Source organism: Polaribacter sp. HaHaR_3_91 (assembly GCF_019278525.1).
In the GTDB taxonomy this organism is placed as follows: Bacteria; Bacteroidota; Bacteroidia; order Flavobacteriales; family Flavobacteriaceae; genus Polaribacter.
On record NZ_CP058986.1, the window covers coordinates 2,276,459 to 2,291,157 of the forward strand.

14 protein-coding genes are annotated in these 14,699 nt (G+C 29.9%); 11 read left to right on the forward strand and 3 right to left on the reverse strand.

Annotated features, from left to right (window positions below; all coding sequences use genetic code 11):
- Positions 1–5 precede the first annotated feature (5 nt).
- From H0I27_RS09535 to H0I27_RS09570, 8 genes are all read left to right on the forward strand, one after another.
- On the forward strand, positions 6–635 hold the full coding sequence (locus H0I27_RS09535) for an NAD(P)H-dependent oxidoreductase (protein ID WP_218730486.1): 630 nt from the start codon (positions 6–8) through the stop codon (positions 633–635).
- Positions 636–651: 16 nt separating this feature from the next.
- Entirely contained in the window at positions 652–1,647 is a 996-nt protein-coding gene (locus tag H0I27_RS09540) for an NADP-dependent oxidoreductase (protein ID WP_218730487.1), read from the forward strand.
- Positions 1,648–1,662: 15 nt separating this feature from the next.
- Positions 1,663–2,823 carry an iron-containing alcohol dehydrogenase gene (locus H0I27_RS09545; protein WP_218730488.1) on the forward strand — a complete coding sequence of 387 codons (1,161 nt, stop codon included), beginning with the start codon at positions 1,663–1,665 and terminating at the stop codon, positions 2,821–2,823.
- A gap of 8 nt (positions 2,824–2,831) precedes the next feature.
- Positions 2,832–3,638, forward strand: coding sequence for a type 1 glutamine amidotransferase domain-containing protein (locus H0I27_RS09550; RefSeq protein ID WP_218730489.1), 807 nt, complete (start codon positions 2,832–2,834; stop codon positions 3,636–3,638).
- 225 nt (positions 3,639–3,863) lie between these two features.
- On the forward strand, positions 3,864–4,658 hold the full coding sequence (locus H0I27_RS09555) for an RNA methyltransferase (RefSeq protein ID WP_218730490.1): 795 nt from the start codon (positions 3,864–3,866) through the stop codon (positions 4,656–4,658).
- 5 nt (positions 4,659–4,663) lie between these two features.
- Entirely contained in the window at positions 4,664–5,410 is a 747-nt protein-coding gene (gene ppgK / locus H0I27_RS09560) for a polyphosphate--glucose phosphotransferase (RefSeq protein ID WP_218730491.1), read from the forward strand.
- 56 nt (positions 5,411–5,466) lie between these two features.
- The gene (locus tag H0I27_RS09565) at positions 5,467–5,919 is read left to right on the forward strand and encodes a GNAT family N-acetyltransferase (protein WP_218730492.1); all 453 of its coding nucleotides are present in this window, start codon (positions 5,467–5,469) and stop codon (positions 5,917–5,919) included.
- Positions 5,920–5,964: 45 nt separating this feature from the next.
- A complete protein-coding gene (locus tag H0I27_RS09570) occupies positions 5,965–7,197 on the forward strand; it encodes a M48 family metallopeptidase (RefSeq protein WP_218730493.1) in 1,233 nt (410 codons plus the stop codon).
- Here H0I27_RS09570 and H0I27_RS09575 read toward each other — a convergent pair.
- The gene (locus tag H0I27_RS09575) at positions 7,194–7,667 is read right to left on the reverse strand and encodes a hypothetical protein (RefSeq protein WP_218730494.1); all 474 of its coding nucleotides are present in this window, start codon (positions 7,665–7,667) and stop codon (positions 7,194–7,196) included. The genes H0I27_RS09570 and H0I27_RS09575 overlap by 4 nt on opposite strands.
- Positions 7,668–7,774: 107 nt before the next feature.
- Here H0I27_RS09575 and H0I27_RS09580 point away from each other — a divergent pair, with 107 nt between their 5' ends.
- From H0I27_RS09580 to H0I27_RS09590, 3 genes are all read left to right on the forward strand, one after another.
- Positions 7,775–9,994 (forward strand): bifunctional (p)ppGpp synthetase/guanosine-3',5'-bis(diphosphate) 3'-pyrophosphohydrolase, encoded by a 2,220-nt coding sequence (locus H0I27_RS09580; protein ID WP_218730495.1) that lies wholly within the window; start codon positions 7,775–7,777, stop codon positions 9,992–9,994.
- A 73-nt stretch (positions 9,995–10,067) separates the two neighbouring features.
- Positions 10,068–10,517 (forward strand): Fur family transcriptional regulator, encoded by a 450-nt coding sequence (locus tag H0I27_RS09585; protein WP_165734070.1) that lies wholly within the window; start codon positions 10,068–10,070, stop codon positions 10,515–10,517.
- A 41-nt stretch (positions 10,518–10,558) separates the two neighbouring features.
- Positions 10,559–11,839: an adenylosuccinate synthase gene (locus H0I27_RS09590; protein WP_218730496.1), complete on the forward strand. Its 1,281-nt coding sequence runs from the start codon at positions 10,559–10,561 to the stop codon at positions 11,837–11,839.
- A 141-nt stretch (positions 11,840–11,980) separates the two neighbouring features.
- Here the strand turns inward: H0I27_RS09590 and H0I27_RS09595 are convergent, their stop codons facing one another.
- Both H0I27_RS09595 and H0I27_RS09600 read right to left on the reverse strand, forming a co-directional pair.
- Positions 11,981–12,487, reverse strand: a complete 507-nt coding sequence (locus tag H0I27_RS09595; RefSeq protein WP_218730497.1) for a cytochrome c family protein — start codon at positions 12,485–12,487, stop codon at positions 11,981–11,983.
- 267 nt (positions 12,488–12,754) lie between these two features.
- Positions 12,755–14,551 carry a hypothetical protein gene (locus tag H0I27_RS09600; protein WP_218730498.1) on the reverse strand — a complete coding sequence of 599 codons (1,797 nt, stop codon included), beginning with the start codon at positions 14,549–14,551 and terminating at the stop codon, positions 12,755–12,757.
- Positions 14,552–14,699: the final 148 nt, after the last annotated feature.

Here is a 14,699-nt window from a genome sequence, read left to right on the forward strand (position 1 = left end):
AGAATATGGAATTATTAGATAAATTAAATTGGAGATACGCTGCAAAGGCAATGAATGGAGAAGTTGTAGCAGAAGATAAAGTAGAACGCATTTTAGAAGCAGCTCGTTTAGCAGCAACTTCTAGTGGTTTACAACCTTTCGAAATTTTTGTAGTAAAAAATCAAGAAATAAAAGAGAAAATTAGACCAATCGCTTGGAATCAATCTGTAATTACAGACTGTTCTCATTTATTGGTATTTGCAGCTTGGGATACGTATACCCCAGAACGCATCAATTATATGTTCGATTTAACAAACGAAATTCGTGGTTTTGAAAACGAAGGTTGGGAAAACTACCGTCAGATGCTATTAAGCTCTTATCCGCAAAGAGATTCAGAAGAAAATTTTAATCATGCTGCCAAACAAGCGTACATCGCATTCGGACATGCAATTATTGCTGCAGCTTACGAAGGAGTAGACGCAACGCCAGTAGAAGGTTTTGACCCTGTAGCGGTTGATGAAATTTTAGGCTTAAGGGAAAAAGGTTTACGTAGTGCTGTTTTATTACCATTAGGTTATAGAAAAGAAGATGAAGATTGGTTGGTAAACTTGGTAAAAGTTAGAAAACCGATGAAAGATTTAGTGACTGTAATATAATTTAAAAAAAAAAAAAATGAAAACGATTTTATTAAACAATAGACCACAAGGAAAACCAACAACTTCTAATTTTGAATTTGTAACGGAAGACACTGAGTTAGCAATTAAAGATGGAGAAATTCTTCTAGAAGCTGCGTACGTTTCTGTAGATCCTTATTTAAGAGGAAGAATGAGCGACGCAAAATCTTATGTACCTCCTTTTCAATTAAACGAACCAGTACAATCTGGTGTTATTGCTAAAGTTACTGCTTCTAAAAATGATAATTTTAAAGAAGGAGATTATGTTTCTGGTTTATTAAACTGGCAAACACAACAAGTTTCTAATGGAGATGGTTTAAATAAAGTAGACGGAACAAAAGCGCCATTAAGTACCTTTTTAGGTATTTTAGGTATGACTGGTTTAACTGCTTATTTAGGATTAAACGAAATTGGAAAACCGAAAGCTGGAGAAACAGTTGTAGTTTCTGGTGCTGCAGGTGCAGTTGGTTCTGTTGTTGGGCAAATTGCTAAAATTCTTGGATTAAATGTAATTGGAATTGCAGGTACAGATGAAAAAATTGATATGCTAAAATCTAAATTTGGTTTTGATGCAGGTATCAACTACAACACCAATAAAGATATAAATGCTGAAATTAAAAAATTAGCACCAAATGGTGTCGATATTTATTTTGATAATGTTGGTGGGCCAATTTCGGATGCTGTATTATTTAACATCAACCGTTTTGCAAGAATTATTATTTGTGGAGCAATCTCAGTTTATAATGAGACTGAAATTCCTAAAAGTGTAAGTGTACAACCGTTTTTAGTTAAAAATAGTGCACTAATGCAAGGATTTATTGTTTCTAATTATGCTGATAAATTTCCAGGAGCTATTAAACAGTTATCAGAATGGTTAGCAGAAGAGAAGTTAACTTACACAGAAACTATCGTAAATGGTTTCGAGAATATACCTACTGCTTTCATCGATTTATTTGATGGTAAGAACAAAGGTAAAATGATCGTTAAAATCTAAAAAAAATAAAAGAAGATGAACAATTTTGAATTAAAAAATCCTACTAAAATTATTTTTGGAAAGGATACAATTAAACAATTAGAAACTGAAATTCCTGCAGATGCAAAAGTATTACTGTTGTATGGTGGAGGAAGTATAAAGAAAAACGGAATTTACGACCAAGTAAAAAAAGCGTTAGCAAATATTGAAGTTGTAGAGTTTGGAGGAATACCTGCAAACCCAGAGTACGCAACCTTAATGGAAGCTTTAAATGTAATTAAAGAAGAACAAATTACGTATTTATTAGCTGTTGGTGGTGGATCTGTAATAGACGGAACTAAATTTTTATCTGCAGCTGCAGTATTTGAAGGAGAAACTCCTTGGGATATTTTAACAAATAACGTTAAAACAGAAAAAGGAATGCCTTTTGGAACTGTTTTAACATTACCTGCTACCGGTTCTGAAATGAATTCTGGTGCTGTAATTACTAGAAGAGAAACAAAAGAAAAACTAGCAATGGGTGGTCCAGGTTTATTTCCTGTATTCTCTATACTAGATCCTCAAGTAATTGCCTCTATTCCGCAACGTCAATTACAAAATGGATTAATGGATTCTTTTACGCACGTTTTAGAACAATACATGACGTACCCGGTTAATGGATTGTTACAAGATCGTTTTGCAGAAAGTATTTTACAAACTATTATTGAAATAGCTCCAAAGGTTTTAAAAGACCCTACAAATTATGATGCAGCTGCAAACTTTATGTGGAGTTGTACCATGGCTTTAAACGGATTGATACAAAAAGGAGTTCCTGGAGATTGGGCTGTACATGCAATGGGGCACGAATTAACGGCTTTATTTGGTATAGATCACGCACGTACTTTAGCTATAATTACACCTAGCCATTACAAATATAACTTTGATGCTAAAAAAGAAAAATTAGCTCAATATGGAGAACGTGTTTGGAAAATTAAAGAAGGTAGTAAAGAAGATAGAGCGTATGCTGCTATAGAAAAAACAGTTGCCTTTTTCCATAAATTAGGCATAGAAACAAAATTATCTGATTATACAGATAATTATGAAGGGACTGCAGAAGAAATAGCAAAACGTTTTACAGATCGTGGTTGGTTAGGTTTAGGTGAACACCAAAATTTATCGCCAGAGAAAGTAAAAGAAATTGTAAAAATGGCTTACTAATTTTAAATATGAAATTCACACAAATTATAGCTTTAACGCTTACAATTATTACAGCTTCTAGTTGTAAGGATTCTAAAAAAGAAACTACTATTGATAAAGTATCAGAAGTAAAAACAACAATTAAAAAAGAAAAAAAAATGAATATATTATTTGTATTAACATCTCACGATAAATTAGGAAACACAGGAAAAAAAACAGGATTTTGGGTAGAAGAATTTGCTACTCCATATTATACTTTATTAGATAAAGGAGCAACAATTACTATTGCAACTCCAAAAGGAGGAGCAGCACCAATAGACCCAAGTAGTGATGCTCCAGACGCAGCTACAGCTTCTACAGATCGTTATAATAATGATGCAGCTACTAAGTCTTTAATTGAAAATACAAAGGTATTAGCAGATATGAATGCAGATGATTTTGATGCTGTATTTTATCCTGGTGGTCATGGTCCTTTATGGGATTTAACAAATGATAAAGTATCTGTTGCGTTAATCGAAAAGTTTGATCGTCAAGAGAAACCAATTGCATTTGTTTGTCACGCTCCAGCTGTGTTGAGAGATGTTAAAAATGCAGATGGAACTGCATTAGTTAAAGGTAAAAAAGTAACAGGTTTTTCTAATAAAGAGGAAGCTGCTGTTGGTTTAACAGAAATTGTACCTTTATTATTAGAAGATATGCTTATAGAAAATGGTGCATTTTATTCTAATGGAGAAGATTGGGCTCCGTTTGCAATACAAGATGGTAATTTAATTACAGGTCAAAACCCTGCATCATCAGAATTAGTTGCAGATAAATTATTAGCTAGTTTAAAATAATTAGTAATCTTAAACGCAAGTAAACAGTAAAAGTTTATTAGTATAGAAAAGGCTCGCAAAATGCGAGCCTTTTAAATTTATAGAAACCAAATAGAACCTCTCCTTTTCATAGAAATTTAAATTTACGTGCATTTAATAGTAAAAATTAATAATTTGGTTTATAAACACAAATATTGTTATTATTTACCTTTTTTCCAATACCTATAAATAGGTATATTTGTACTAATGAAAGAAATAACTAGTATTCAAAATACGTATGTAAAAAATTTGCTTAAACTGCAAGAAAAAGCACGTGAACGAAGAAAACAGGGTTTATTTATTATTGAAGGTAAACGAGAAATTACACTAGCAATTTCTGCTGAATATGAATTCGATACGATTCTTTTTTATCCAGATTTAATTTCAGAAAATGAAATTTTACATCTTTTTAATGCAAATGTAAATAGAATTGAAATCTCTAAAGAAGTTTATCAGAAACTGGCTTATAGAGGATCTACAGAAGGAATAATTGCGGTTACAAAAGCAAAAGACTTCTCTTTAGAGAATATCTTGTTTCAAACTAAAAATCCATTAATATTAATCGCAGAAGGTGTTGAAAAACCTGGAAATATTGGCGCCTTACTGAGAACTGCAGATGCCGCAAATGTAGATGCTGTTTTTATAGCAAATCCTAAAAGCGATTTGTACAATGCAAATATTATTCGTTCTAGTGTAGGTTGTGTTTTTACCAATCAGATTGCCATAGGAACATCAGAAGAAATAATTACGTTTCTACAAGAGAAGAACATCAATATATATGCTGCCACTTTGCAGAATTCTAATGAATATCATGTAGAAAATTATACTGAAAGCACAGCAATTGTTGTAGGTACAGAAGCAACTGGTTTAACTGATGTTTGGAGAGAAGCTGCTACACAAAACGTAAACATACCTATGCAAGGACAAATAGATTCTATGAATGTTTCTGTTTCTGCTGCAATTATTTTGTTTGAAGCAAAAAGACAAAGAAAATTTAAATAGTAAATATGAAAGTATTAGGAATTGATATCGGTGGATCTGGAATTAAAGCCGCAATTGTAAACACCAAAACAGGAGAATTACTTTCTGAAAGACACCGAATAGATACTCCAAAACCAGCAACACCAGAAGCAGTAGCAAAGGTTGTAAATGAAATGGTAAATCATTTTAATTGGAAAAAAGCAATTGGTTGTAGTTTTCCTACCACCATTGTGAATGGTAAATGTATTCATCCAGGAAATTTAAGTGAAAAATGGTTGAATGTTAAGGTTGATAAATTATTTAGAAAAGAATGTAAATTGCCCTTTTATGTGAGTAATGATGCTGATTTAGCTGGTTTAGCTGAAGTTAGTTTAGGTGCTGCTAAAAAAGAAAAAGGCGTTGTAATTATGGTTACCATTGGTACTGGAATTGGTTCTGGTTTGTTCTTTAACGGAAACCTAATTCCTAATTTAGAAATAGGTAAAATGCTACATACTAATGGAAAAATAATTGAGTTTTATACAGCCGACTCTGTAAGGAAAAAAGAGAATTTAAAATTAAAAGAATGGGCAATAAGATTCGATTCTTTATTAGAATATATTAGAATTGTATACACACCTAGTCTAATTGTTTTAGGTGGAGGAATTAGCAAAAGATATGACGGTTTTAAAGAATATTTACAAACTGATGTAAAAGTAAAAGTTGCTGAATATAAAAATAATGCTGGTATTATTGGAGCAGCAATTTATGCGAGCAAAGAACATAAAAAATAAAACACGCTTTATTAATTTCCTTTTACAATACTACTTTCAGTAAAACTTAATGGACTATGAACTTTAGAAAAGCTACCATAAACGACATTTCGGAAATTATTAAAATGATGGCTGAAGATGAACTTGGTCAAAAAAGAGAAAACTTTCAGAATCCTTTACCAACCTCCTATTTAGAAGCATTTAAAAAAATAGATGCTGATAAAAATCAAGAACTTATTGTTGTCGAAAATAATGATTTAGAAATTATTGGAACTTTACAAATTACTTATATTCAGTATTTAAGTTATTGTGGAGGTAGGAGAGCACAAATAGAAAATGTGTTTATTAGAAGCGATCAAAGAGGTTTAGGAATAGGAAAAAATGTTTTTGAATGGGCAATAAATCGAGCCAAAGAAAAAAAGGTGCATTTAGTACAATTAACTTCTGATAAAAAAAGACCTCGTGCAATTAAATTCTATGAAGAATTAGGGTTCAAAGGAACGCACGAAGGAATGAAATTACACTTTTAATAAAAACAACACTAAACACGCTGTTTAGATCCTTTCAACTATTTTATGCAACCAACTACTTTATTCTATATCATTATTGCCATATTAATCATCAGTTTTCTGGTTGATAAAATTTTAGACACGTTAAATGAAAAACGTTTTGATGCAGAAATTCCAGAAAAGTTAAAGGATGTTTATGATGAAGATGAATACAAAAAATCACAAGCTTATAAAAAAACCAGTGCAAAGTTTTCGAATATAACTTCATTCTTTTCTACACTATTAACATTAGTTTTCTTTTTTGTAGATGGGTTTAAATATGTAGATAATTTTGCAAGAAGCTATACAGATAATCCAATTTTGGTTGCTTTACTTTTCTTTGGAGTTATTATGTTGGCATCAGAAATAATGACCACGCCTCTATCCTATTACAGCACGTTTGTAATTGAAGAAAAATTTGGTTTTAACAAATCTACAAGAAAAATATTTTGGTTAGATAAATTAAAAGGATTGGTAATGAGCGCTTTGTTAGGTGGCGGAATTTTAGCTTTAATTATTTGGTTTTATCAACTTACGGGAGAGAATTTTTGGATTTATGCTTGGGCTTTTGTCGCTATTTTCTCTTTGTTCATGAACATGTTTTATGCAAAATTGATTGTTCCTTTATTCAACAAACAAAGTCCGTTAGAAGATGGAGAATTAAAAACAGCCATAGAAAAATATGCAAAAAATGTTGGTTTTACCATCAATAATATTTTTGTGATAGATGGTTCTAAAAGATCTACAAAAGCAAATGCTTATTTTTCTGGTTTTGGATCACAAAAAAGAATTACGTTATATGATACTTTAATAAACGACTTAGAAACAGATGAAATTGTAGCTGTATTAGCACATGAAGTTGGCCATTATAAAAGAAAACATATCGTTTTTAATTTAGTTGCGTCAATTTTATTAACAGGATTAACGTTGTTTATTCTATCAATATTTATCAATTCAGCTGTATTATCGGAAGCATTGGGAGTTGCAATACCTAGTTTTCATATTGGATTAATTGCATTCGGAATTTTATATTCGCCGATATCAGAAATTACAAGTTTATTTATGAATTATATGTCTCGTAAATTTGAATATCAAGCTGATAATTATGCGAAAGAAACTTTTGAAGGAAATGCCTTAATAACATCACTTAAAAAATTATCTAAAAATAGTTTGAGTAATTTAACTCCGCATCCGGCTTATGTTTTTGCGCACTACTCTCATCCAACTCTGTTGGAAAGAATTAATAATTTAGAAAGTTAATTTTTTTCTATTACGGAATGTACTATTTTCATTAACATCATTTTATCTTTAGCATCTGCATTAACAGGAAGCATGGTTGTAAGTTCTATACAAGTGTTTTGATCTTGTTTTATATAATATTTTTGTTTAGAGAACTCAATTCCTTTTTTAATTACCGTACCACTTAACAATAAAATATTTTTACTATTTATCTTCTGCTCCCCTTTAAACTCCATTCCTTCATCAGGTTTATTATTTATTTTTGTCTTTTTAGTTTCATAAGAAATAGGTAAAAACAAACCTACAATTAATGCTTGTGGATTTTGTGATACATACATATTTGTAGTTACACTTGTAAAAATATCTTTATTTATATCTATTTCTACTTTCTTTTTTTGAAGTTCAAAAAGACGATTCTGCCCTGCTTTTTCTTGAGAGTTAATAGTAAAACTGATAAATAAAACGATAAAACTGATACAAATATTTTTCATTTTACAAAAATAAGAAATAAATATATTTAGAAAACGAAATACTTGTATGTTAAAATACTTATTCTTAATTTCACTTTGAGTTAACCCCTAGTAATAAAATAACGCATTTGGAATACACCGCAACCATAGAAGAGGAAAATAAAGAAATAGCAAAACGATATAAAGATTTGCTAAAGGGTACTTATGAGATTATGTCTAAAGAAGATAAGGAACTCATAAGAAAAGCATTTGACATTGCTGTAGATGCGCATTCTGATCAGCGCAGAAAAACAGGTGAACCTTATATTTATCATCCCATTGCAGTTGCAAAAATTGTTGCTTATGAAATTGGTTTAGATGCGGTTTCTATAGCTTCTGCCCTTCTGCACGATGTTGTAGAAGATACAGAATACACCTTAGAAGATATGGAAAACCTTTTTGGGGAAACCATTGCTAAAATTGTAAACGGATTAACTAAAATATCTCGCTTAAACAAAGAGCAAGATGCTTCTATACAAGCAGAGAATTTTAGAAAAATGCTTTTAACATTAAATGATGATGTTAGAGTTATTTTAATAAAAATTGCAGATAGATTACACAACATGCAAACTATGGATGCAATGCCTGCTCATAAACAGGTTAAAATTGCATCGGAAACTTTATATATTTATGCGCCCTTAGCTCATAGATTAGGTTTGTATAATATAAAAACAGAATTAGAAGATCTTGGCTTAAAATATACAGAACCAGAAGCTTATTTTGGTATTCTTGGTAAAATAAAAGAAAGTAAAGAAGATCAGAAAAAATATTTGCAACGATTTGAAGAGACTTTAAAATCTGGGTTAGATAAGGAGAATTTTGACTATGAAATAAAAGGACGTTTTAAGTCTATTTATTCTATTCGTAGAAAAATGATCAATCAAAATGTAACTTTTGATGAGGTTTATGATAAATATGCCATTAGAATTATTTACAACCCAAATTCTAATGATGATAAGTTTGATGCGTGGAAAATTTATACCATTGTAACCGATTACTTTAAACCCAACCCTACTCGTTTAAGAGATTGGATTTCTCAACCAAAATCTACCGGTTATGAGGCCTTACATATTACGGTTGTAGGACCAGATTCTCAATGGGTAGAAGTACAAATTCGTTCTAATAGAATGAATGAAATAGCAGAAAAAGGGTATGCTGCACATTTTAAATACAAACAGGGAGTAACTAAAGACAACGGATTAGATGATTGGCTAAATAAATTAAAAGAAACCCTAGAAACACAGACTTTAAATGCGGTAGATTTTGTAGAAAATTTTAAACTGAATCTATATTCTAAAGAAATATATGTTTTTACACCTAAAGGTGATTTAAAATCGCTTCCAAAAAATGCAACTGCTTTAGACTTTGCTTTTTCGATACACACAGATGTTGGTTTAAAATGTAGAGGGGCAAAAGTAAACGGAAAATTATTGCCTTTAAGTCACCAATTAAAAAGTGGAGACCAAATAGAAGTAATTACCAGTTCATCTAACAAACCAAATGCTAGATGGTTAGATTTTGTAATTACAGCAAGAGCAAAAGCAAGAATTAGAGCCGCTTTAAATGAAGAAGAAAAATTAATTGCAGACGAAGGGAAAGCAATATTAATACGTAAACTACGTCATTTAAAAATTACTTTTAATGATAAAACAACCAATGAACTCGTTAATTATTTTAAATTAAAAACAAGTTTCGATTTATTTTTTAGAATTGGTAATGGTGCTATAGACAATACACAGTTAAAAGCTTTTGTGTCTCAGCGAAATAGTAAATTATTTAATTTCTTTAAATCTAAATTAAAAAGAAATACTCCAGAAAAAGAATACGTAGAAACAGAAGAAGTATCGAGTAAATTTGATGCTTTAGTTTTTGGTAAAGACGAGCAAAAACTAGATTATAAACTATCTAAATGTTGTAATCCTATTCCAGGGGATAAAGTTTTTGGTTTTTTAACTATTAATGATGGTCTTAAAGTTCATAAAATGAACTGCCCAAATGCTATTTCTTTACAATCTAATTATGCCTATAGAATTATGCCTGCAAAATGGATTGATTCTACAAAACAAGACTTTAAGGTAATTTTACACATTTCTGGTGTAGACAACCAAGGTCTGGCAAATGATGTAACCCGTACCATTTCTGGTAATATGGGCGTGTTTATTAATAGCATTAATATTAAAGGAGATGAAGGTGTATTTGAAGGTAAAATCTCTATAAGTGTAAAGAATATTTCACAACTAGATAAATTGATAAAAAAACTTCTTAAAATAGAAGGAGTTAAAAAAGTAGATCGTGTTAATACTTTATAAATATCAATTGATTAAAAGTCGTATTTAATTAAGAAATAACTGTAAATTTGCTTTTTGTAAAAAATCAATCTAAATGAGTAGTTCTCTTGAAAATCAAGAAGTAGTAAAAAAAGTTTTCACCACATACTTAGGCGAAAATAAGCATAGAAAAACTCCAGAACGCTATGCTATTCTCCAAGAAATATATGCGGCTGAAGAGCATTTTGATATAGAATCTCTATATATAAAAATGAAAAATAAAAATTATAGAGTTAGTAGAGCTACACTTTATAATACAATAGACTTGCTTTTAGATTGCGGTTTGGTTAGAAAACATCAGTTTGACGGACAATCGATGGCACGTTATGAGAAAAGTTATTTCGATAAAAATCATGACCACGTTATTTTTACAGATTCTGGAGAAGTAAAAGAATTTTGTGATCCACGAATTCAAATTATAAAAAAAACCATAGAAGAAGTTTTTGATATTGATATTCATAATCATTCACTTTATTTTTATGGAACAAAAAAGAACAAATCTTAATTAACAACATAACAAAATAAACAACAATTAACACAACTATAATGGCTGTAGATTTATTACTAGGATTACAATGGGGAGATGAAGGAAAAGGTAAAATTGTAGACGTACTTACAAGAAACTATGATATCATTGCACGTTTTCAAGGTGGACCAAATGCAGGACACACTTTAATTTTTGATGGACATAAACATGTTTTACACACAATTCCTTCTGGAATTTTCCACAAAACAGCTTTAAACGTTGTTGGAAACGGTGTTGTTATTGACCCTGTAATCTTTAAAAAAGAATTAGAAAATCTAGACAAACACAATATAGATTATACTTCTAAATTGTTAATTTCTAGAAAAGCACACTTAATCTTACCTACACATAGGTTATTAGATGCAGCTTCAGAAACTTCTAAAGGTAAAGCTAAAATTGGTTCTACATTAAAAGGTATTGGTCCAACTTATATGGACAAAACCGGTAGAAACGGAATGAGAGTTGGAGATTTAGAGTTAAACAACTGGAAAGAAAAGTATGATGCTTTAACTGAAAAGCACATTAAAATGCTAGAATTCTTTGATGTTCAGGTAGAATATGATTTAAAAGAATTAGAAGCAGAATTTATTAAAGGAATTGATAAATTAAGAACTTTAGCTTTTATTGATAGTGAAGAGTTTTTAAACCAAGCTATAAAAGACAAAAAAACAATTTTAGCAGAAGGAGCGCAAGGTTCTTTATTAGATATTGACTTTGGTACATATCCTTTTGTTACTTCTTCTAACACTACTGCAGCAGGTGCTTGTACTGGTTTAGGAGTTGCGCCAAATAGAATTGGTGAAGTTTTTGGAATCTTTAAAGCATATACTACTCGTGTTGGTTCTGGACCTTTTCCAACTGAATTATTTGATAAAGATGGTGAAGACATGGCAAGAATTGGTCATGAATTTGGAGCAACAACAGGTAGAGCAAGACGTTGTGGTTGGTTAGATTTAGTAGCCTTAAAATATGCTGTAGACGTTAATGGTGTTACACAATTAATGATGATGAAAGGTGATGTTTTATCTGGATTTGATACTTTAAAAGTGTGTACTTCTTATAACTATAAAGGAGAAGAAATTAGTCATTTACCATACAACATAGAACCAGAAAATGTTTCTGTAAACTATTCTGAGTTTAAAGGTTGGGATGAAGATTTAACTAAAATGACTTCTGCAGATCAATTACCAAAGAATTTAATGGATTATGTTGCTTTTATTGAAAAAGAAACTGGAGTTCCTGTATCTATCGTTTCTGTTGGACCAGATAGAAAACAAACAATTACTAGAGAAATTTCTTAAGAGAAAATTTTTATTCTATAAACTTAAAAAGCATCTTTCATTTATTTGAAAGATGCTTTTATTATTTATGCTGCTGTTTATTAATTTTAAAAATCTTTAAATCTTTATTTTAAGCTTAATTAGAGTTTGATTAACAATCGATTATAGCGTTCTAAAATACTCTAAAACTGCTCTACTTTCTTCTTCTGTTAAATGTTGATTAGCCATTGGAGATCCTTTAAATTGAACTAATAAAGCTTTTGCAATTGGATCCTTTTTAACCATTTCTTCAGGGTTTAAAATCATATTCATAATCCATTCAGGAGAACGTCTTGCTATAACTCCTTCCATACTTGGGCCTATAAATTTTCTATTTACTTTATGACAAGATGAACATTTGTTTTTAAATAATAATTTACCATCTGCAACCATATTTTTATCAATAGTTTCTTTTAAAGTTACAGTCTTAACAGGGCCAATTCCTTTGTTATTTAAATCTATAGCTATTTCTTCTTTTTCTACTACTTTAGTTTTTTTCGCTTTTTCAGGAGCTTTTTTAACAGCTGCTTTTTTAGTAGGTATGTCATCTGTAGATTTCTTTTTTTCTTCTTTTCCACAACTAATTAATAATAGTACTGCAAATAAGGCGATTAAATTTCTTAATTTCATTTTTGTTTTATTTAAAAGGTTAATTGTTATTTTTTCTATCGATATTATTTTTTATAATACTTTTTCCTGCTATTTGATTTGTATTACTCCAAACAAATTTAAAAAAGTAGACTGCTAAAAAACATGACTATTATCACATTTAAAAGACTTTTTTATCTTTTATAAAAACAGTAATTATTTAAAACAAACAGTACATAATCCTTTATAAACATAAAAAAAGCCCCTTTTAATATTAAAAGAGGCTTTTTCATGTTATAATATTGTTCCTTATAAATTCTCTATTTCTAGACCTATTAAAACAAGTTTTTGTTGTTCAATTTTAAGGGAATTTAAAAGTGTTTCTTTGCTATTTGTAAAAGCATCTTTTTTCGCTAAAAATAATTCATTATAGTACTCAATTCCGGCTTCTAAATTCTTTTTAAACTTCGTTAAAGTTCTCAATTGTTTTTTATCAATTGTAGTTTTTGCTTCATTTACTTTATCCTGTAAATGAGTAATATAAAGAGATAGTTCTTTTACAAAAACATTTGGTCTATCTGTTCTAGTTAGCATGTTTTTTCTACCATAAATATGGTCTGTAATATCACGCAAACTCATTATTTTATCATAATATGCCATATTAGGTCCAGGACAAACAGAAACTCCGTCTCCTACTTTCTTTGTACTTATATTATTTAAAAGTAAAGTTGATGTACCTAAACCAACACAAATACAAGATTTTTCGGTGACTTTATTTACTCTTTCTTCTTTTTCTTCTGATGAAATTTCTAAAGCATCAATTTCTTTCAGTTTTAAATGCTGATACTCTCTAGATGCCGTACACAAACCTGTATCTTTAAATTCATGATTTAAAGCGATAAATTTATTAGGGCAAGAAGTACCTGGTCTTCCTTTATCGATAAGCATTTGTCTTTGCACATCTTTTGTATTTCCTTTTAGAGTGTTAAAAGGAACTCCCAAAGGAGAACTGTTACTTAAATACAAATCCTGTTCTTTGGCTTCTGCTAATTGTGCTACCGTTTTCTCATCGACACTTGTTGCTTCCGGAACCAATAAAAATGGACTTCCCCACCCTACAGAATCTAATTGATATTCTTCTAATAAAAAAGAATGCTCTTCACCAGTACCAACACCACCTTGCGTTGTTATTTTAAGTTCTAATTCTTTGGTAGGAATTATACGGTCTGCATCTTTTAAAGCTTGCTGCATTAATTCTTGCGTTTGACTTATTAAAGTCTCCTTATTTTCTTTAAATTCCTTTAAAACAGTTCCCATTAAAAAACCATCAGTTGCAAAAGCATGTCCACCACAATTTAATCCAGATTCTACTCTATATTCAGAAACCCATAATCCTTTTTTAGCCAAAAACTTTCCTTGAATAAAAGCAGATCGATAATCACTAACTTTTAAAATAATTTTCTTTTTAATGTTTCCGTTTACATCTGGAAAAAAATCATCAAAATTACTCATGTAGGTATATAACCTTGGATTCATACCTGCAGAAAGAATTAAAGACGAAGATAGTTTACTATTAGAATACCCTCTTAACGCAGCATGTGCATCGTTGTATTCTATTGGTAATAACTCTTTATCTACATAATTTCCTTTATCAATTTTGGTCATAATATTAACATCAATACTACCCATTGATAAATTCTTATTTGCCCAATCTTTTATCTTAGAAAAGTCGACTCCTTCTTCAGTCAACTTTAAAAAGTCTTTTTTTAATGAAGAATATTCTGGTAACATGTGAATATAATCCATTAATGCTTTACTTTTTTCTGATGTAATATTCTTTAATTGATTGAACTTTTCTTCTGTTTGGTCGTGTAATAAATCTAAATAAGAAGTAATTCTCTTTGCTCTAAAATCATCAACTTTATCTGAAATTTCTTTATATGGTATTTCAAATTTTTCGCTGTAAATTTTTCGCATTTTTTCTACTAAAATATCATCCACTAAAGAAATAACAGAATCAATACCAAATTGTGCTACTTTTAAAGGAGAGTCTATAGTAAAACCAATTCCCATTACAGGAATGTGAAATGAATGTGAGTTTTTCATTGTTTAATTTAAATGTTTAACTAAATTTAATTAAGCTTGCAATTTATATTTATTTGCTTCTACAAAACATGATTAATATCATTAGAAATAAAAAAAACTAAGTATTAAATAAATAACACTCAGTTTTTTACACTGTCTCTTAAGAATG

Coding starts and splice junctions, on each gene's coding strand:
- H0I27_RS09565 (WP_218730492.1), top strand. CDS start 5,467: ATGAACTTTAGAAAAGCTACCATAAACGACATTTCGGAAATTATTAAA.
- H0I27_RS09550 (WP_218730489.1), top strand. CDS start 2,832: ATGAAATTCACACAAATTATAGCTTTAACGCTTACAATTATTACAGCT.
- H0I27_RS09595 (WP_218730497.1), bottom strand. CDS start 12,487: ATGAAATTAAGAAATTTAATCGCCTTATTTGCAGTACTATTATTAATT.
- H0I27_RS09590 (WP_218730496.1), top strand. CDS start 10,559: ATGGCTGTAGATTTATTACTAGGATTACAATGGGGAGATGAAGGAAAA.
- H0I27_RS09570 (WP_218730493.1), top strand. CDS start 5,965: ATGCAACCAACTACTTTATTCTATATCATTATTGCCATATTAATCATC.
- H0I27_RS09545 (WP_218730488.1), top strand. CDS start 1,663: ATGAACAATTTTGAATTAAAAAATCCTACTAAAATTATTTTTGGAAAG.
- H0I27_RS09555 (WP_218730490.1), top strand. CDS start 3,864: ATGAAAGAAATAACTAGTATTCAAAATACGTATGTAAAAAATTTGCTT.
- H0I27_RS09535 (WP_218730486.1), top strand. CDS start 6: ATGGAATTATTAGATAAATTAAATTGGAGATACGCTGCAAAGGCAATG.
- H0I27_RS09600 (WP_218730498.1), bottom strand. CDS start 14,551: ATGAAAAACTCACATTCATTTCACATTCCTGTAATGGGAATTGGTTTT.
- ppgK (WP_218730491.1), top strand. CDS start 4,664: ATGAAAGTATTAGGAATTGATATCGGTGGATCTGGAATTAAAGCCGCA.
- H0I27_RS09540 (WP_218730487.1), top strand. CDS start 652: ATGAAAACGATTTTATTAAACAATAGACCACAAGGAAAACCAACAACT.
- H0I27_RS09585 (WP_165734070.1), top strand. CDS start 10,068: ATGAGTAGTTCTCTTGAAAATCAAGAAGTAGTAAAAAAAGTTTTCACC.
- H0I27_RS09575 (WP_218730494.1), bottom strand. CDS start 7,667: ATGAAAAATATTTGTATCAGTTTTATCGTTTTATTTATCAGTTTTACT.